Raw genomic sequence first — 17,567 nt, 5'->3', positions numbered from 1 at the left:
ATCTTGTAGAAGGAATTACGGGCAACAGGATGTTGGCGATCAGGATGATCGAACAGTGACTAAGGAATGTGACTTAAGGAATGATAGGGATATAGGCCTTTCAGGATGAAAGAGAGCCAATACCAAGGAAGGGAGACTATCAAGGATTGATAGACTCATTGCATAGGATGGCAATGGCACATGGAGTGCAATTGAATGGATGCAATACCCGTTTCATGGATGATGATGGAACCGCTCAGGAAAGAGCAAGCTTGGGACTGGATGACCAAGAGATAGGGAAGTACATGAGTACAGGGACCTCAAGGATTGAGCAGGGATGAAGCAGGACGCAGATTGACGCATGGATGGTGCAGGGAGCACAAAAATAGCAGGATAGCTTAACAGAGAATAGGAGGGCGTGGCTTTAGGGCCGCGCCCTTTCTTTTTTTATTTTTATAGCGAGTTATTTTGCAGCACCAAAGAATGACTGATTATTCTCTATTCTGGCGAACAGCTTATTTGGGCATCATAGTCGATAAAACTTAATGACACTTGCCTGAGCTACAGCCGCTTTGCGTACCACAACCGCCAAATTTCCCCTGTGCTGTCGGCGCTTCTTGCCATTCGGGCTCTGGGAAGATAGGCCATTCTATTTTTTGAATTTTCTTACCTTGCATCCAAATATGGCCACTGTACTGGTTAATGCCGTCAGTGCTGAATTCAAATAAATATTTCGCTTTCCAACAAATCCCCGTGGTGCCGCCAATACTTGGGCGGGCGGTTTCCATTGCTATGGCTAACAGTTGCACTTTTTGTCGCCAACATTCTTTTTCGGCAAAAATGCGGCTCAACTCTGCCATTTGGCGTAACTGCCAAAAAAATGCGGCAATCACGACGAGGCCAATAATTAACAGTAAATCTGACATCATTTGCTTGCTGCCTTAAACAAACCACCTATGGCTTGTGATAGTTGAACGCTTCGATTGGGGTTTCTTAATTCGCCTAGTAGTTGATTGCGCAAACTAGGGATAGCCACAATATCAGCAAAGACCTGATTAAAAAAGGCTTGGGGCTGCAGTGCTAGGGCTTCTAAGTAAAGACTGCGACTTGAATCTTGTTTTAATACCGACCAGTTACGCCCGGCAATGCTGATGAGGGCATTGGTATCTAAAGAGGCTTGGCCGTGAAGATGTTCGAACGCTTGTTGGCTGTGTTTGGCGCTAGAAGCCAAAGCCCGTAGGAAATAAGCTTGGTGTTCTGGGGCTGCATCTTGAAGTTTCGCGAGAATTTTATCGGCGAGCGTGTCGCTAATCAGTAAGTGCTCAAGACACTGACATAGGGCGATTTGCACTTCGATGGCGGCAGTATCAAAACTCGATACTAAGTGCTGCTCATGATCAAACTCATTTGCGCGCGCACATACATCGGCTATGCCTTGCATCCCAATATGTTGCCATTGTGCTGGGGCTACTTGGCCTGACAGGTACTGCACGGCAAATTCGTATTGCGATGACGCGCGTTGGCCGAGTTGTTTACGAACGAGTGCGTTGAATACGGCGAGTTTTTCCTGGCTTGGCTTGAAGTTAAACGGATTATTCGCGAGTCGTTCTTGCTGCTCATCACTGAGTGGCTGAGTGGGATCTTGCCCTAATGCCGCTAATATCATTTCGATAAATTGTGAGCGCGGTGCAGGCGACAGTAATCCTTGCTCATCTAAGGCCAGTTTTAGAAACCAAATAAAGTGTTGCTGACTCGCATCCCAAAAGACGATAGCAAACTGCGCATGTCCTTGAATAGGGTAAGGATAAGGGGTAGCGAGAGATTCTATTTGGTGAAACGCGAGCATATCAATATGTTGAACCCTACGGCCAAGATCATACACTTGGAACTGGGTTTTGGCTGTGGTTAAAAACTGGCTTAAAGTTGTAATTTCAGTCATTTGGCTGCCATATCAATCAAAGAGGCTCAATAAATTGGCGCCATTATAGGGGGAAGTGCGCCTGGATGGTATGATTGCGGCACTTTAATCGACCTATTCGGCCTGTGGATTGTGGCAAGTTCTTCAATCACAGTGGCTAACATGAGAATGGATCTGAAAGCTATGTTATACAGTCAAACCCAAGCTAAATTGGCTCAGATTGCCCAAGCGCTGCAAGCGGCCGAGTTGTGGTCTGAGCAGGCGCCTTCTGCCACAGCAATGGCAAGCACAGCGCCTTTTGCCTGTGATCTTATGCCCCTTGAGCAGTGGTTGCAGTTTATTTTACTGCCTAGAATGCAGACTTTAATCGAAACGGGTGCGCCATTGCCGACGCAAATTGCGATAGCCCCTATGGCTGAACATGTTTGGCAGGATATGCCCCCGCGCCAAGCTCTGATTGGCGTATTGAATGAATTGGATATGTTGTTAAATGAATCAAGATGATATCTGGCTTGAAACGCCTAAAAATGCACTGAATGCATCCCAAGAGGATGATTCAGAAGAGCAGGCGCCTGAGATTGAAATTCTTTATGAAGATGATCACTTAGTGGCAATTCATAAACCTGCAGGCCTATTGGTCCACCGCAGTTATTTAGCGCGTCGGGAGCGATTTTTTGCCATGCAGCTGACCCGCGACTTAGTCGGTTGTCATGTGTTTCCTGTGCATCGACTCGACAGGCCGACATCCGGCGTGCTCTTGTTTGCCAAGAGTAGTGAAGTGGCTAATGCACTGTGTGAGCAATTTGCTTCCCATACGATTGAAAAGCAATATTTGGCTTTAGTGCGCGGTAATATGCATGAGAGTGGTATTTTAGATTATGCGCTTAAGGTTGAGTTGGATGAGTTGAGCGATAAGAACGCCGATCCTAACAAAGCGGCGCAGGAGGCTGTGACGGCTTATGAGCCATTACTCAATACTGAGATTCCGTATCCCTCGGGCCGATATCCCACTAGCCGATTCGCACTAGTACGCTTGAGCCCTAAAACGGGGCGTAAACATCAGCTCAGAAGACATATGGCGCATTTACGTCACCCTATTGTCGGTGATACCACCCATGGTGACGGTAAGCAAAATGCGTTTTTCCGCGAGCATTTTGGCATTAATCGCCTGTGGCTTATCGCGAAAAAGCTCAGCTTCACCCATCCAGTGACTCAAGTTCGGCTCAGCATAGAAACTGAGCTCGAGCCTCAGTGGGAAACCGTGTTTGCCGAGCTAGGTTGGGACGAGGCGAGCTTGAGTCAACAGGCTGAGTTGTTAATCGTCACGGAAGAGATGCCAGCTGGAAATGCGTAACTCATGACCTTAACTCAGACAATCTCAACTGAGACAATCTCGACATAATTGGCCGTCAGCCAAGTGAGTGGCATCAAAAGTCATTCGCTTGGCTTGGCTATTGACACTAAGCAATCGAATCAAAACTATCGAACCCATAACAGTCGAATCAACACTTTCAATTAAAACGGTTCAATTAAAACGGTTCAATTAAAACGGTTCAATTAAAACTGTCCAATCAAAATGAGTCTGGCGGTAATTAGTCGAGGCGTTGCGGTGTTTGTGCGGTTTGTGGACGCAATTCTTGCATCATGACGGCTAAGGTTGAGAATCCAGAGGTAGGCGCGAGTGGCGATGTGAGATTTTGCTGGGCGGAGTGGAAATAATTTTTACGTCGAATATGGGTTGTTTTGTGGTGTTGCTTGAGGTGTTTTTGGCGGGTGGACTGTCGCATCAGATATTTCCTCATGCTCAATGACTTGATTTATAAAAATTTTGCGCCTTAGCTTGCCCATCCGCTGAACAATAAAGTATGGTCAGCCTAATAAGGTTTGCAACGCGATGTGGAGTGTACCATGAAAAAGGTGAATCTGGTGTTTGGCACTGTCTATGGCAGTGCACAATTTGCCGCCGAAACCCTAGAGAAAGAAATGCAAGTTTTAGGTTATGATGTCACATTGTGGCAACCTAATGACATCGCCAGCTTTATTCCTCCGCAGGATGAATTGTTAGTTGTGGTCACTTCTACGACAGGCCAAGGGGATTTTCCCGAAGATATTCAGCCTTGGTATCATAATCTTAAAAATCTTGCGCCCTATTTACCTGCGCTTAACTACAGTGTAATCGCACTGGGTGATTCAAGTTATGAAACCTTTTGCGGCGCCGGTAAGTCTATAGATGCGCTTTTGAGTGAGCTTGGTGCTAAACCACTTGTAGAATTATTAGAAATCGATGCCTGTGAAACCATGGAACCTGAGGTTGAAGCGATAAAATGGCTAGAACGCTGGAATCAAGTCGTCAAGACCGAGCTCGTCGCTTAGGCAGTTTCGTTACTCAGCAATGGTTTAAATTTGCCCAGCGCTTAAGCCAAGCGCTGCTTATTCCTATTGCCATTTTGCCTGCAGCTGGGGTCATGCTTGGCCTCACCGTTAGTCCTATTCCTTTTATGCCCGAAGAGCTGACAGTGTTGATGTTGGCTGTGGGGAAACTCATTTTTGCCATCATGCCGATGTTATTTGCCGTAGCGGTCGCTATTGGCTTTTGCCGCGATCAAGGCATTGCCGCCTTTACGGCGGTGTTTGGTTATGGGGTGATGACGGCGACGTTAGCCGCGCTAGCTGATTTGTATCGACTCCCAACCCAGCCTCTATTGGGAATGGATACCTTAGATACTGGGATTGCGGGCGGCATGATGCTCGGCGGCATTACTTGTCTTGCGGTGCGCTGGAGTCAATATATACGCTTGCCTGCGATTTTCTCCTTCTTTGAGGGACGCCGCAGTGCATCTTTGTTGATCATTCCCCTAGCGATGGGCTTAGGTTATGTGCTCGCCCATGTGTGGCCACCCTTAGCGCTATTGATTGAGCGGGTATCTGACTGGGCGGTTTATCAAAAACCGGCTATCGCCTTTGGCGTGTATGGTGCATTAGAGCGGTTACTTATTCCCCTTGGCTTGCACCATATTTGGAACGCACCTTTTTACTTAGAAGTGGGCCAATATCAGTTATTAGGGCATGAAGTCGTCCGTGGTGAGGTGGCGCGTTATTTAGCGGGCGATCCGCAGGCGGGAAACCTTGCTGGTGGTTATCTGATTAAAATGTGGGGATTACCTGCGGCGGCGCTGGCAATGTGGCGCTGCGCCGATCCTTCTGAGCGCAATCGTGTGGCGGGCATTATGCTCTCGGCGGGGGCGGCCAGTTGGTTAACTGGGGTGACTGAACCTATCGAATTTGCCTTTATGTTTGTAGCGCCAATCCTATTTATCATTCACGCCTTACTCACTGGGCTCGCTTACTTTGTCTGTATCATGCTCGATATTCACCACAGCATAGTGTTCTCCCAAGGGCTGGTGGACTTTACGTTGTTATTTCCATTGTCCCGTAATGCCAGCTGGTTTATTTTCCTCGGGCCTTTGACCGCCATAATATATTACCTGTTGTTTAGGTTGAGTATTTTAGCCTTTAATTTGAAAACGCCCGGCAGGCTTGAGCATAATGATAATAAAGGACCTAAAGAAAGTTTACGGGCGATTATTGCGGCGCTAGGTGGGCGTGACAATATCGTTGAACTCAATGCCTGTTTAACTCGGTTACGCTTGAGCGTACACAAGCCCGAGTTAGTCAATAAGGTGCGTTTGAGTCAGTTGGGCGCTAAGGGCGTGATCGTTATGGGCAAAGGTGTGCAGGTGGTTTACGGCACTAAGGCCGAAACCTTACGTAAAGTATTGCAGCGTTACTTGGATACTCGCCGCTAGGATTGTGTTTTTACAAAATTAACTGCTTAATTTTTACATTTTATTGATTCAAGCCTCTGAAATGTCATTTTTATTTTCGCATTATAGGTTTTTCATGCTGTTCAGCACGATTTGCTATGGCAAACTCGATGTAGGGACAATATAGGAGATCCAATTTTGCAACAAATGACTGAAACTCGCGGTAATACTTCGCCATCCATAGAACGTAAAATCTTACTGACGGATTGCGCCGATGCCCAAGGCCTCATCGCCAAAATCACCAGTGTTTGTTTTACCCATAAACTGAATATCATCAAAAACAGTGAGTTTGTGGATAATGCCCAAGGGCGTTTCTTTATGCGAACTGAGTTAGAGGGCATTTTTAACAGCGAACAGTTATTGCAGGATCTGCGCGACGTGCTGCCTGCTAAGAATCACATGACCTTGGTCAGCGCTGGCAAGAAACGCATTGTGGTGTTAGTGACGAAAGAAGCGCACTGTTTAGGCGATCTGTTGATGAAAGCCTATTACGGTGGTTTAAGTGTCGAGATTGCCGCTGTGGTGGGCAACCATGATGCGCTGCGCGAACTGGCCGAAAAATTTAACATTCCCTTTCATCTGGTGAGTCACGAAGGCTTAGACCGAATTCAACACGAGCAAGCACTGTTGGCTGCGGTATCTCAATACGAACCCGATTATTTAGTCTTGGCTAAGTACATGCGGGTATTAACGCCTGATTTTGTGGCGCAATATCCTAATCGCATCATCAACATTCACCATTCTTTCTTACCTGCTTTTATTGGCGCAGCACCCTATCGTCAGGCTTGGGAGCGCGGGGTGAAAATTATCGGTGCGACGGCGCATTTTGTGAATAATTGCCTCGATGAAGGGCCGATCATCAAGCAGGACGTGATTCCCGTCGATCACAGTTATAGCGCCTTAGAAATGGCACGCGCTGGGCGCGATGTAGAAAAGAGTGTGCTGAGCAAAGCGCTGCAGTTAGTGCTTAACGAGCAAGTGGTCGTGTACGGCAATAAAACGATCGTCTTCTAAAGCGTAGGCAGTCGCGCTAAGGTAATGACAAGCGTAGCGATAACATGACATTCAGCTCAGCCTATTTTAATCAGCGTATGTCATGGGATCAGCTATCATTATGTTTATTGGAGATTTTATAGTGCTCACATTCGGGCGAATATCACGCTAAAGCGTGTCGCCCATGCTCTAATCAAAGACTGGAGTGCTGGATGTCAACTAGTCAAAGCCTTATCGTTGGAATGAAAGACTTGCCCGATAGTTTGAATTTGTCTTGGGCACAGCTTGATGAGCAATTTCGCGTGCTACGGATGAGCCAAGCCTTTTACCGGCGTTGTAAACGTTCGGCGGCGCAAATCATTAATCAACCCATTAGCCAACTGTTTAGTGCCTTTAATGCCGAGTTGTGCGCCGATATTGTAAGGCGACGTGGGCAAGAGCTTGGTTTTCAATTACAAGATCATAGAGGCATACGTGTGCATCTTGCGCTGCATTCTTTGCCTGAAATGGGATGGTATTTGATTCTATCCGACATCAATTTTGAAGATCCGCAGATGAAGGAATTGCATTCGGATTATCGCCGAGCGATTCAAGCCAGCGATGCTTGGCTGCAACACATTGAAGATGTGATTAAATCCTCCCAAGAAGAAGTGTTTAAAGTTGCCGTCTCCAAGGCGATGTCGCTCACTGGCAGTCGATATGGGTTTATTCTGCTGCATAACGAAAAGTCAAAAACACTCACGCTCGCGGCACGTTCAGACTATCCTCCCGCCGAGGCGAATCAAGCCGATTTCATCGAAGATAATACCCAAGTGTCTGAACTTGAAAGCCGCGTATGGCTCGAATGCGTGCGAGATTATAAGCCGATCATCCAAAATCAAACCGACTCCCAAAGGCGCTTAGGGGATTTGCCCTTAGATAAACTGTTACTTGCAGGGCGTTATTTGGCGGTGCCGATTTTGTTTCGCAGCCGCTTGGTCGGCATAGTGTGCGTGGTCGACCGTAACGAGCCCTATAGTCGCAATGATGCAAGATCATTACTCACCTTCGCCAGCATCCTATGGCACACCATCGAACTGCCGCGCACATTGCGCGCTGTTTCTCGCCAGTCCAAAATCATTAAATCGCAAAAAGAGCAGTTATCTCAGTCGTTAACCCAGCTTATTAGTGCCATTTCTGAGGCATTGGAACTAAAAGATGCCTATACCGCAGGGCATCAAAAGTCGGTGGCGCAATTAAGTTATTTGATTGGTGAGAAATTAGGCTTAGATCCACTGCGTCTCGAAGGACTGAAAATTGGTGCCTTAGTCCATGATATCGGCAAGTTGGCCATTCCATCGCAGATCTTGACCAAACCTTCGAAGCTTTCAAAAGAAGAATATGCATTAATACAGACCCATCCACTCCATGGCGCTGAAATTATTGAGGATGTGGAGTTTCCTTGGCCCATCAAAGAGATGATTTTACAGCATCATGAGCGGCTCGATGGCTCGGGCTATCCTGCGGGTTTAAAGGATAAAGCCATTCTCTATGAGGCGAAAATTATTGCCGTAGCCGATGTTGCCGATTCGATATTATCCCACAGGCCCTATCGTCCATCTTTGGGGCTGGAGAAAATGACCGAAGTGCTGCGTGCGGGTAAAGGGACTCTGTTTGATCCTGAGATAGTCGAAACCTGTTTAGCGATTTTGATTAATCGTGAGTTGAGTATTAGCGATCATATTGGTGCCGCGCCCCTTGAACCTCTCGTCACGATTTCCCTCGACCATGAATTAGCCGACGTTAAGCGTTTGCTTACTGCTGCTCGCGCTAAGGTGGCTGTGGTATTAGATGAGCAACATAAGATAATTGGCGTGATCACTCATCAATTGCTGGAGCATTGGTTTAGCCCATTACTTGGCACAGCGGCTGAGCGTGAGCAGGATAGGGCATCTTTACATAAAAAAGCCCATCAGATCATGCAGCATTCGGTGCCTACCATCAGTGAGGTGGCGACATCGGAAGATGCCTTATTGCAGTTGAATCTTTTGGATTCAGAATATCTTGTGGTGATAAACAAAGCACAGCAGCCATTGGGGATTATCGGCTGGCGGGCCATTGCCATGACAAGAAACGCTTTCCGCGAAGTTGAGAGATTGATTTAAGTGCTTTATGAAACACTTTATTTTTAATCCTGATAATAACAGCGCAACTGTAGGCTAAATTTTACCGACAATAAAAAAGATGCCCGAGGGCATCTTTTTACGTAACTCATGTTATCGAACGAATACTGTTAATCAACAATACGCAGTAATTCGTTGATACCCACTTTACCGCGGGTTTTTGCATCCACTTTCTTAACGATAATGGCGGCATAGAGGCTGTACTTGCCACAGGCTGACGGCAGGTTGCCAGAAACCACGACTGAACCCGCTGGCACACGACCGTAATGCACTTCGCCAGTTTCGCGATCATAAATTCGAGTGCTTTGGCCGATATAAACGCCCATAGAAATCACTGAGCCTTCTTCAACTACCACGCCTTCAACAATCTCAGAACGTGCACCGATAAAGCAGTTATCTTCGATGATGGTTGGGCCCGCTTGCAATGGCTCAAGTACGCCACCAATACCTACGCCGCCAGATAAATGCACGTTTTTACCGATTTGGGCACATGAGCCAACGGTTGCCCAAGTGTCAACCATAGTGCCTTCATCAACATAAGCACCTAAGTTCACATAGGATGGCATCAACACGGTATTTTTACCTATGAATGAGCCTTTACGCACTGTGGCCGAAGGCACCACACGAATCGCTTCCGCTTTGAAGCGGGCTTCATCATACTCGGCAAATTTTAACGGCACTTTGTCGAAGTATTTGGTTTCTGCGCCATCGATAACCACGTTATCGAAAATACGGAAGGACAGTAATACCGCCTTTTTCAGCCATTGGTGTACATGCCATTGTCCGTCGATTTTCTCGGCGACACGGACTTCACCTTTGTCGAGCATATTGATGACATGTTGCACATCGTCACGCACGCTGGCGTCAACTGTGCTTGGCGTGATGTCGGCGCGCGCTTCAAAAGCCGCCTCAATACGTTGGCGTAAAGCCTCCATTTACTTCTCCCACTGGTCTCGTTAATTAACTGATTCGATATTCTTTGCACTCAAGGCACTGATTAAAGCGTCCCTGAGGGTATTCTCTTGGGTTTCGTTAAGCTGCAGGCCATCGTTGGTTTGCAGCATAAAAAAGTCTTCGGCTCGCTCACCAATGGTGGTGATCTTGGCCGCGAGTAACGTCGTGTTGCAACGGTAAAAGATATCCCCGACTTTTGCCAGTAATCCTGGCGAATCTAAGGCGATAAGCTCCATCATACTTGTACCATGACGACTGCTTTCGAGGAAACTCACTTGTGTCGGAACATTAAAAGGTTTCATCTTGCGCGACAGTTTTCTAAAGCGTGGCAGTTTTGGGCTGTCGCTCGACAGGGCTTTTTCGAGTGCCTTACGGATACTTTGGATGCGTGAAAGCTGGCTCACTGGCTCGCCATCTTGTTCTAAGATCACAAAGGTATCGAGGGCATAATTATCTTTTGAGGTCATGATGTTGGCATCATGGACGTTGATATTTTTATTGTCGAGTACCGCCATCACAGTTGCAAATAACTTTGGTCTGTCTTGGCAATAGACAAATAGCTCAGTGCCACCACGGGTGGTGTGTTTTGAGACTAAAACTAAGGGCTCATCCTGTTGTTTATGCTTTAAAATCGCTTCGGCGTGCCACGCGACTTGATTGGGCTGGTGGCGTAAAAAGTAATCTGCCTTGAAACGTTGCCACAGGGTATCGAGATCTTTCTCTTTCAGTCCACGGCGCAGCAGTTCTTTTTTCGCCTTGGCTTGGTATTCACGTACTCTGGCACGAATGTCGACGGGTTTTTCTTTACCGCGGGCGAGTACCCTTTGGGTCGAAAAGTACAAGTCACGCAGCAGTGAGCCTTTCCAGTTGTTCCAGGTTTTTTCGTTGGTGGCGCAGATATCGGCCACGGTTAAGCAGTACAGATAACTTAAATGCACGGCATCGCGGACTTTATTAGCAAAATCGGCCACCACATCGGGGTCGGAAATATCGCGGCGCTGGGCGGTGACAGACATCACCAGATGATTCTCGACCAGCCAAGCGACTAAACGGCCATCGTGATCGTTTAACCCGTGCAGCTTACAAAAGGCGAGGGCGTCGCTTGAGCCCAATTTACTGTGATCGCCGCCGCGACCTTTGGCAATATCGTGAAAGATTGCACCGAGTACCAGTAAGCCCTTTTTCGGCAGTTGGTTGATGAGAATCGAGCCTAGGGGAAATTCTTCTTTTTGTTCGGGCTGGGAGAATCGTTCGATATTGAGCAGCAATCTGTGAGTATGTTCATCGACTGTGTAGGCGTGGAATAGGTCAAACTGCATCTGGCCTTCAATATTTCGCCATGCGGGTAAATAGGCCGATAACACACCGTGTTTATGCATTAACGAGAGGGCAACAATGCCGCGAGGGTGGCGCAGAATTTCCATAAAGGCTTGGCGACAGAGCGGATTTTCTTGCAGCGCTTGCGGCTGAGCACGCCTTGCACGGCGCAGTGAACGCAGTGTTGGCGCGTAAATGCCTTTGATGTTGGAGTTTTTAGCGACCAACAAAAACAGCCGGACAATTTCTTCGCCGCTATCGAACAGATCATCGCTGAGCGCTTCAATAAAGGTGCCACGGCGCTGGTAGTGTTTGTCTATCGATTGAATTTCTAAGGCTTTTGTGTGCCCCAATGTTGCCCGTTTAAATAGCTGCAGCAACATTTCGTTCAGCTCCATCACTCGGCGTACCGTGCGATAGTAGCGTTTCATCATCTGCTCAACAGCAAGCTGGGTGGCGTCTTCATACCCCATAAGTTCAGCAACTTGGCGTTGTACATCAAAGAGTAAGCGATTTTCATCGCGCCCCACCACCATGTGCAGGGCAAAGCGCAGCTTCCATAAAAAGTGCTGACATTCGAGCAATTCTTCTAATTCACCTTGCTCTAAAAAGGCGTATTGGACTAATTCTTCGAGGCGAGCGGCGCCAAAGTGACGCATGGCCACCCAAGCAATGGTTTGAATATCCCTAAGGCCACCGGGACAACTCTTGATATTGGGTTCTAAATCGAAGGCACTGGCTCTGGCATGGCGAGCATTTTGTTCGTCACGCTTAGCGATAAAGAAGTCGCTTGAGGTCCAAAAGTCACTCTGACGAATGGCATCGTAAAGTTGGTCGAATAAAAACTCGGGCCCTTCGAGCAGTCGTGCCTCTAACAGGTTAGTGGCTATGGTGATGTCTTCACGGCCGAGAGTAATAGTGTCGTTTAACGTACGGACACTGTGGCCGATTTCGAGATTAGCATCCCACAGAAAGGCAATAAACTGACTGAGTGCCGCTTCGGCGGCGGGTGACAAGATATCATTAAACAGGAACAGCAAGTCGACATCTGAGTGGGGATGCAGCTCCCCACGGCCATAGCCGCCTACGGCAATCAGGGCAATATCGTATACCCTTAGTCCGTGCTGTTCCCAAGCTTGCTTGACAAGGGCATCGACAAATTGACAGCGCTGCGTGACGAGCTCTTCAATCGGGGTTTTAGCCTTGAAACGGGCTAAAAGAGTCTGATTCTGTTCGATTAATGATTGTTTAGCGAGCAGAGCTGTATTCATCGAGTCCCTTGTTTTTATGCTTGTTAGTTTGGCCTATCGCTCGTGATTGATGATACGCGGGAAATCTTCATCCTCACGCAGAGTCAGTACTTCAACCCCTTTTTCTGTTACCAGAAGAGTGTGTTCCCACTGGGCAGAGTTTTTTCCGTCTGAGGTGGTCACCGTCCACTTATCATCACGATCGAGTATGGTCGTGTGGCGACCGGCATTGATCATAGGTTCAATGGTGAAACACATGCCTGGGCGTAATACTGTGTTATCGCCGTTACGGTAGTGCATGACCTGAGGTTCTTCATGGAAACCCGAGCCAATACCGTGGCCACAATAATCTTGCACGATGGAATATTTCTCAAGGCCTGTTTTGCTCGCTTTGATGAATTTTTCGATAGTATTGCCAATTTCACCCAGTTTTAAACCTGGACGCACCTTGCGAATGGCTAAATACAGGCTTTCTTGCGCGATGCGGCACAGGCGTTTGTCCTTAGCGCTCACTTCACCAATTAAAAACATCATCGAAGTATCGCCGTGATAGCCGTCTTTAATCACGGTGATGTCGATATTGAGAATATCGCCTTCTTTCAATGGTGGGTTATCGTTCGGAATACCGTGGCAAATCACATTGTTTACTGAAGTACAAATGGACTTAGGAAAACCATGGTAGTTAAGCGGCGCCGAAATCGCACCTTGCTTTTCGGTATATTTGGCGCAGAGATCATTGAGTTCATTGGTGGTCACGCCCGGCTTAACATACGGGGCGATCATCTCTAATACCTGTGCGGCGAGTTTGCCCGCAGCACGCATTTTTTCAATTTCTTCAGCTGTCTTGATGACTATACTCATTGCGTTTTCTCTTGTGTCTTTAATGTCTGTTGGCCACGCAACCTAATGCAAAAATTTGTGCTTTAGGGCTATTTATGGTATAAAGCGCGCCGTTATGTTTAAGTCTTGATGAATTGCCTAAGCCAGCATTAGCTCTGTTTAGATACTTGCAAGACTAAAGATGGCGGCCATTATACATGGCTATTTGTCTAAATACTAAATCACACACGTGTCGACACATTCTTCGGGGTGCCCTCAGCTGTTAACTGCGGGGTCGAAGACATGGGATACGTGGAGGTCTAACCCCCTAAATTTTAAGGTAATAGAAATGACTACAGTTTCAATGCGCGATATGCTTCAGGCCGGTGTCCACTTCGGTCACCAAACCCGTTACTGGAACCCAAAAATGAAGCCATTCATTTTCGGTGCTCGCAACGGTGTTCACATCATCAATCTTGAGCATACTGTGCCAATGTTCAATGAAGCGCTGGCTTTCATCAGCAACGTAGCTTCAAAGAAAGGTAAAGTATTATTCGTTGGTACTAAACGTGCTGCTGGCGAAGCGATCAAAGAAGCTGCTCTGTCTTGTGACCAGTACTATGTTGATCACCGCTGGTTAGGCGGTATGCTGACTAACTGGAAAACCGTTCGTCAGTCAATCAAACGTCTGAAAGAACTGGAAAGCCAATCAGTAGATGGTACTTTCGACAAGCTGACCAAGAAAGAAGCGCTGATGCGTACTCGTGAGCTTGAAAAGCTGGAAAAATCTTTAGGTGGTATTAAAAACATGGGCGGCCTGCCAGACGTATTATTCGTCATCGGTGCTGACCATGAGCATATCGCTATTAAAGAAGCTAACAACCTGGGTATCCCTGTTGTTGCAGTTGTTGATACTAACTCTGCGCCAGATGGTGTTAACTACATCGTTCCTGGTAACGACGACGCTATGCGTGCTATCCGCCTGTACACTACTTCTGTTGCTGCTGCTGCTAAAGCTGGCCGTGGTCAAGATTTGGCTGTTCAAGCTGAGCAAGACGGTTTCGTAGAAGCCGAATAATAATAAGGCGGGATGAGTTTCATCACCCTTATTAACCAAGATTTTTGATTGGTTAACAGGGGCCATTCGGCCCCTGTTTTATATCTGCAAATTAGTCGATTTTTTATAGAGGATTTAACAATGGCAATTACTGCTGCCCAAGTTAAAGAACTGCGCGACCGTACTGGCGCAGGCATGATGGATTGTAAAAACGCTCTGACAGAAGCTAACGGCGACATGGAGTTAGCGATTGACAACATGCGTAAGTCTGGCGCTGCTAAAGCGGCTAAAAAAGCGGGTAACATCGCTGCTGACGGTACTATTTTAATCAAGAATGGCGAAGGTTTCGCTGCTCTGTTAGAAGTTAACTGTCAAACTGACTTCGTTGCTAAAGATTCTAACTTCTTAGGCTTCGCAAACGCAGTGTTAGATGTTGCTGCAGCATCTAAAGTGACACTTGAAGATTTAAAAGCACAGTTCGAAGATGCACGTGTTGCTCTGGTAACTAAAATCGGTGAGAACATCAACATTCGTCGTGTTGAGTACATCGATGGTGCAAACCTGTCTTCATACCGTCACGGTGAGCGCATTGGTGTTGTTGTAGCCGGTGAAGCTGACGAAGAAACCTTAAAGCATATCGCAATGCACGTTGCTGCTTCTAAGCCTGAATTCGTTAATCCAGAAGATGTGCCTGCTGATCTTGTTGCAAGAGAGCAAGCACTGCAAATCGAAATCTCTATGAACGAAGGCAAATCTGCTGAGATCGCTGAGAAGATGGTTCTGGGTCGTATGAAGAAGTTCACCGGTGAGATTTCTCTGACTGGCCAAGCTTACATAATGGAACCAAAGAAAACTGTTGGCGAAGTTCTGAAAGAGAAAGGCGCTACAGTGACTAACTTCATTCGTTTAGAAGTTGGTGAAGGTATTGAGAAGAAAGAAGAAGATTTTGCAGCTGAAGTTGCTGCTCAAATCGCTGCTTCTAAAAAGGCTTAATCGCCAACGCTAAATACCCCCAAGACCGTGGCATTCGCTGCGGTCTTGTTATAACCAGGATAAAAATTATGAGCACCAATCCAAAACCCGCATTTAGACGCATTCTTCTTAAATTAAGTGGCGAAGCACTGATGGGCGACGAAGGCTTCGGCATCGACCCTAAAGTATTAGATCGCATGGCTCAGGAAGTGAAAGAGCTGGTTGAACTGGGTATTCAGGTGGGTGTGGTTATTGGTGGTGGCAATCTGTTTCGCGGTGAAGGCTTAGCAAAAGCTGGCATGAACCGTGTGGTGGGCGATCACATGGGTATGCTGGCAACGGTTATGAACGGCTTGGCAATGCGCGACGCCTTGCACCGTGCCTATGTTAATGCCCGTCTGATGTCAGCTATCCCGTTAAAGGGTGTGTGTGACGATTACAATTGGGCTGAAGCGATCAGCTTGCTAAAATCTGGCCGAGTGGTTATTTTTGCTGCCGGTACAGGTAATCCATTCTGCACGACCGATTCTGCTGCCTGTTTACGCGGCATTGAAATTGAAGCTGAAGTCGTGTTGAAAGGGACGAAAGTCGACGGTGTATACTCCGAAGACCCAATGAAAAACCCAGACGCCGTTAAGTATGATGAAGTCACTTATGCGGAAATTCTGGAAAAAGAATTAAAAGTAATGGACTTAGCAGCCTTTACTCTGGCGCGTGATCACGATATGCCTATTTTAGTCTTCAACATGAACAAGCCTGGCGCTCTTCGCCGCGTTATCATGGGTGAAGAGGAAGGCACGCTGATCAGAGCAAAAAAAGTTATTTAATGACCAAGAAGGACATTTAACGTGATTGAGAACATTAAGAAAGATGCGCAAGAACGCATGGGTAAATGTGTAGAAGCGACTAAAAACCAAATGGCGAAAGTACGTACCGGTCGTGCTCACCCAAGCCTGCTTGATTCAATTCAGGTTTCTTACTACGGTACTATGACACCACTGAACCAAGTGGCAAACGTGGGCGTTGAAGATTCACGCACTCTGTCTGTGACTGTATTCGATCGTAGTGCTATCCAAGCCGTTGAAAAGGCCATTATGAGCTCAGATTTAGGTCTGAACCCTATGTCTGCTGGCGCGACCTTGCGTATTCCATTACCTGCGCTGACGGAAGAGCGTCGTAAAGACTTCATCAAAGTGGTGCGTAACGAAGCCGAAAACGGTCGTATCGCTATCCGCAACGTACGTCGTGATGCCATTTCTGAAGTGAAAAAGCTTGAGAAAGCTAAAGAATGTACAGAAGATGACGTTCGTCGTAGCGAAGAAGAAGTACAAAAGTTCACCGATGCTCACATTAAAAAGGTTGATGAGATTTTAGCAGCCAAAGAAATTGAGTTGATGGAAGTCTAATCTCAAGTTCGATAAGCTAGAGTTGATGCGCCGTGTAGGGGTATACTACACGGCGTTTGTCTATTTTAAAGGGCTGTATTAGATGTCATCCACAGTGGAACTTGATCCGCACCCTAGGACGAGTGAGAGTGATTTATACACTCAAACGACCTTGCCGGGACAATTACCCGAACTCGTGAAACAGTCGCTACCTAAGCATGTCGCCATTATTATGGATGGCAATGGGCGTTGGGCACAAACCCAAGGTAAGCCACGAGTGTTGGGGCATAAGGCCGGTGTTAAGGCCGTTAGAAGAGCCGTAAGCACGGCAAGCCAATTGGGTATTGAATCGCTAACGTTATTTGCATTTTCTAGCGAGAATTGGCGTAGACCCGATAAAGAAGTCAGCTTGCTGATGGAATTGTTTTTTACCGTATTACAGCGTGAAATTAAATTGCTGCACAAGAATCAAGTTAAGCTGAAGATTATTGGCGATATCAGCCGTTTTTCTGCGCGATTACAGAAGCAAATTGCTGCCGCGCAAGAGAAGACATCAGGCAATACAGGCTTAGTTTTGAATGTCGCCGCTAACTATGGTGGCCGTTGGGACATACTTCAAGCAGCCCAAAAATTAGCTGAAAAGGTTGAAACTGGCGAAATGACCAGCAGTCAGTTCACCGAAGAAGCCTTAAGTGCACATTTGTGCATGCAAAATCAGAGTGAAGTTGATTTAATGATCCGCACGGGCGGGGACTGTCGCATCAGCAATTTTGTGCTGTGGCAGGCGGCCTATGCAGAATTGGTGTTTACCGACACCCTTTGGCCTGATTTCGATGAACAGGCTTTTCATGAAGCGATTGCCATTTTTGCAAGTCGCCAGCGCCGCTTTGGTTTGACTGGAAGTCAGATTGATGAGATGCGTGCATTGTAAAACCTC

At 47.0% G+C, this 17,567-nt stretch carries 17 protein-coding genes; 11 read left to right on the top strand and 6 right to left on the bottom strand.

Going from position 1 to position 17,567, the window contains the following annotated elements; translation table 11 throughout:
* Positions 1-521 precede the first annotated feature (521 nt).
* A complete protein-coding gene (locus Q4Q57_RS00700; RefSeq protein ID WP_006080967.1) occupies positions 522-908 on the bottom strand; it encodes a DUF3301 domain-containing protein in 387 nt (128 codons plus the stop codon).
* On the bottom strand, positions 905-1,918 hold the full coding sequence (locus Q4Q57_RS00695; RefSeq protein ID WP_107402276.1) for a DUF3549 family protein: 1,014 nt from the start codon (positions 1,916-1,918) through the stop codon (positions 905-907). The genes Q4Q57_RS00700 and Q4Q57_RS00695 overlap by 4 nt, the downstream gene beginning before the upstream one ends.
* A 162-nt stretch (positions 1,919-2,080) precedes the next feature.
* Between Q4Q57_RS00695 and Q4Q57_RS00690 the strand changes: the two genes are divergently transcribed.
* Together Q4Q57_RS00690 and truC are read left to right on the top strand one after the other, a co-directional pair.
* Complete coding sequence (locus tag Q4Q57_RS00690; protein ID WP_126492393.1) at positions 2,081-2,401, top strand: YqcC family protein; 321 nt, start codon at positions 2,081-2,083, stop codon at positions 2,399-2,401.
* Positions 2,388-3,251 carry a tRNA pseudouridine(65) synthase TruC gene (gene truC, locus Q4Q57_RS00685; protein ID WP_311889263.1) on the top strand — a complete coding sequence of 288 codons (864 nt, stop codon included), beginning with the start codon at positions 2,388-2,390 and terminating at the stop codon, positions 3,249-3,251. The genes Q4Q57_RS00690 and truC overlap by 14 nt, the downstream gene beginning before the upstream one ends.
* Positions 3,252-3,489: 238 nt before the next feature.
* On the opposite strand, the gene Q4Q57_RS00680 is transcribed toward truC, so the two are convergent.
* On the bottom strand, positions 3,490-3,684 hold the full coding sequence (locus Q4Q57_RS00680; RefSeq protein WP_006080971.1) for a hypothetical protein: 195 nt from the start codon (positions 3,682-3,684) through the stop codon (positions 3,490-3,492).
* 121 nt (positions 3,685-3,805) lie between these two features.
* On the opposite strand from Q4Q57_RS00680, the gene Q4Q57_RS00675 reads away from it, so the two are divergent.
* From Q4Q57_RS00675 to Q4Q57_RS00660, 4 genes are all read left to right on the top strand, one after another.
* On the top strand, positions 3,806-4,270 hold the full coding sequence (locus Q4Q57_RS00675; RefSeq protein ID WP_311889262.1) for a flavodoxin: 465 nt from the start codon (positions 3,806-3,808) through the stop codon (positions 4,268-4,270).
* The gene (locus Q4Q57_RS00670; RefSeq protein ID WP_311889261.1) at positions 4,222-5,703 is read left to right on the top strand and encodes a PTS transporter subunit EIIC; all 1,482 of its coding nucleotides are present in this window, start codon (positions 4,222-4,224) and stop codon (positions 5,701-5,703) included. The genes Q4Q57_RS00675 and Q4Q57_RS00670 overlap by 49 nt, the downstream gene beginning before the upstream one ends.
* A 165-nt stretch (positions 5,704-5,868) precedes the next feature.
* Positions 5,869-6,735 carry a formyltetrahydrofolate deformylase gene (purU, locus tag Q4Q57_RS00665; RefSeq protein WP_012088721.1) on the top strand — a complete coding sequence of 289 codons (867 nt, stop codon included), beginning with the start codon at positions 5,869-5,871 and terminating at the stop codon, positions 6,733-6,735.
* Between the two features lie 191 nt (positions 6,736-6,926).
* Positions 6,927-8,858: an HD domain-containing phosphohydrolase gene (locus tag Q4Q57_RS00660; RefSeq protein WP_311889260.1), complete on the top strand. Its 1,932-nt coding sequence runs from the start codon at positions 6,927-6,929 to the stop codon at positions 8,856-8,858.
* 128 nt (positions 8,859-8,986) lie between these two features.
* Here the strand turns inward: Q4Q57_RS00660 and dapD are convergent, their stop codons facing one another.
* The 3 genes from dapD to map are packed head-to-tail and all read right to left on the bottom strand — an operon-like array spanning position 8,987 to position 13,282.
* Positions 8,987-9,811: a 2,3,4,5-tetrahydropyridine-2,6-dicarboxylate N-succinyltransferase gene (gene dapD, locus Q4Q57_RS00655; RefSeq protein ID WP_106650017.1), complete on the bottom strand. Its 825-nt coding sequence runs from the start codon at positions 9,809-9,811 to the stop codon at positions 8,987-8,989.
* A 21-nt stretch (positions 9,812-9,832) separates the two neighbouring features.
* Positions 9,833-12,418 carry a bifunctional uridylyltransferase/uridylyl-removing protein GlnD gene (glnD, locus tag Q4Q57_RS00650; protein ID WP_311889259.1) on the bottom strand — a complete coding sequence of 862 codons (2,586 nt, stop codon included), beginning with the start codon at positions 12,416-12,418 and terminating at the stop codon, positions 9,833-9,835.
* Positions 12,419-12,451: 33 nt separating this feature from the next.
* Positions 12,452-13,282, bottom strand: coding sequence for a type I methionyl aminopeptidase (map, locus tag Q4Q57_RS00645; RefSeq protein ID WP_311889481.1), 831 nt, complete (start codon positions 13,280-13,282; stop codon positions 12,452-12,454).
* A gap of 283 nt (positions 13,283-13,565) precedes the next feature.
* On the opposite strand from map, the gene rpsB reads away from it, so the two are divergent.
* The 5 genes from rpsB to uppS all read left to right on the top strand — a co-directional run bounded on the left by rpsB (position 13,566) and on the right by uppS (position 17,561).
* A complete protein-coding gene (gene rpsB / locus Q4Q57_RS00640) occupies positions 13,566-14,294 on the top strand; it encodes a 30S ribosomal protein S2 (protein ID WP_037458301.1) in 729 nt (242 codons plus the stop codon).
* A gap of 120 nt (positions 14,295-14,414) precedes the next feature.
* The gene (gene tsf / locus Q4Q57_RS00635; protein WP_106650020.1) at positions 14,415-15,266 is read left to right on the top strand and encodes a translation elongation factor Ts; all 852 of its coding nucleotides are present in this window, start codon (positions 14,415-14,417) and stop codon (positions 15,264-15,266) included.
* A 68-nt stretch (positions 15,267-15,334) separates the two neighbouring features.
* A complete protein-coding gene (gene pyrH, locus Q4Q57_RS00630; RefSeq protein ID WP_106650021.1) occupies positions 15,335-16,072 on the top strand; it encodes a UMP kinase in 738 nt (245 codons plus the stop codon).
* A gap of 21 nt (positions 16,073-16,093) precedes the next feature.
* A complete protein-coding gene (frr, locus tag Q4Q57_RS00625; RefSeq protein WP_106650022.1) occupies positions 16,094-16,651 on the top strand; it encodes a ribosome recycling factor in 558 nt (185 codons plus the stop codon).
* 82 nt (positions 16,652-16,733) lie between these two features.
* Positions 16,734-17,561, top strand: coding sequence for a polyprenyl diphosphate synthase (gene uppS / locus Q4Q57_RS00620; RefSeq protein WP_106650023.1), 828 nt, complete (start codon positions 16,734-16,736; stop codon positions 17,559-17,561).
* The last annotated feature ends 6 nt before the right edge of the window (positions 17,562-17,567 follow it).

The sequence above is a fragment of the Shewanella sp. SP2S2-6 genome, assembly GCF_031931965.1.
GTDB lineage: Bacteria > Pseudomonadota > Gammaproteobacteria > Enterobacterales > Shewanellaceae > Shewanella > Shewanella baltica.
This window is presented reverse-complemented; position numbering and strand designations above follow the sequence as displayed.

Coding starts and splice junctions, on each gene's coding strand:
- Q4Q57_RS00670 (WP_311889261.1), top strand. CDS start 4,222: ATGGCTAGAACGCTGGAATCAAGTCGTCAAGACCGAGCTCGTCGCTTA.
- tsf (WP_106650020.1), top strand. CDS start 14,415: ATGGCAATTACTGCTGCCCAAGTTAAAGAACTGCGCGACCGTACTGGC.
- Q4Q57_RS00695 (WP_107402276.1), bottom strand. CDS start 1,918: ATGACTGAAATTACAACTTTAAGCCAGTTTTTAACCACAGCCAAAACC.
- dapD (WP_106650017.1), bottom strand. CDS start 9,811: ATGGAGGCTTTACGCCAACGTATTGAGGCGGCTTTTGAAGCGCGCGCC.
- Q4Q57_RS00680 (WP_006080971.1), bottom strand. CDS start 3,684: ATGCGACAGTCCACCCGCCAAAAACACCTCAAGCAACACCACAAAACA.
- glnD (WP_311889259.1), bottom strand. CDS start 12,418: ATGAATACAGCTCTGCTCGCTAAACAATCATTAATCGAACAGAATCAG.
- Q4Q57_RS00690 (WP_126492393.1), top strand. CDS start 2,081: ATGTTATACAGTCAAACCCAAGCTAAATTGGCTCAGATTGCCCAAGCG.
- pyrH (WP_106650021.1), top strand. CDS start 15,335: ATGAGCACCAATCCAAAACCCGCATTTAGACGCATTCTTCTTAAATTA.
- Q4Q57_RS00660 (WP_311889260.1), top strand. CDS start 6,927: ATGTCAACTAGTCAAAGCCTTATCGTTGGAATGAAAGACTTGCCCGAT.
- truC (WP_311889263.1), top strand. CDS start 2,388: ATGAATCAAGATGATATCTGGCTTGAAACGCCTAAAAATGCACTGAAT.
- rpsB (WP_037458301.1), top strand. CDS start 13,566: ATGACTACAGTTTCAATGCGCGATATGCTTCAGGCCGGTGTCCACTTC.
- purU (WP_012088721.1), top strand. CDS start 5,869: ATGACTGAAACTCGCGGTAATACTTCGCCATCCATAGAACGTAAAATC.
- Q4Q57_RS00675 (WP_311889262.1), top strand. CDS start 3,806: ATGAAAAAGGTGAATCTGGTGTTTGGCACTGTCTATGGCAGTGCACAA.
- Q4Q57_RS00700 (WP_006080967.1), bottom strand. CDS start 908: ATGATGTCAGATTTACTGTTAATTATTGGCCTCGTCGTGATTGCCGCA.
- uppS (WP_106650023.1), top strand. CDS start 16,734: ATGTCATCCACAGTGGAACTTGATCCGCACCCTAGGACGAGTGAGAGT.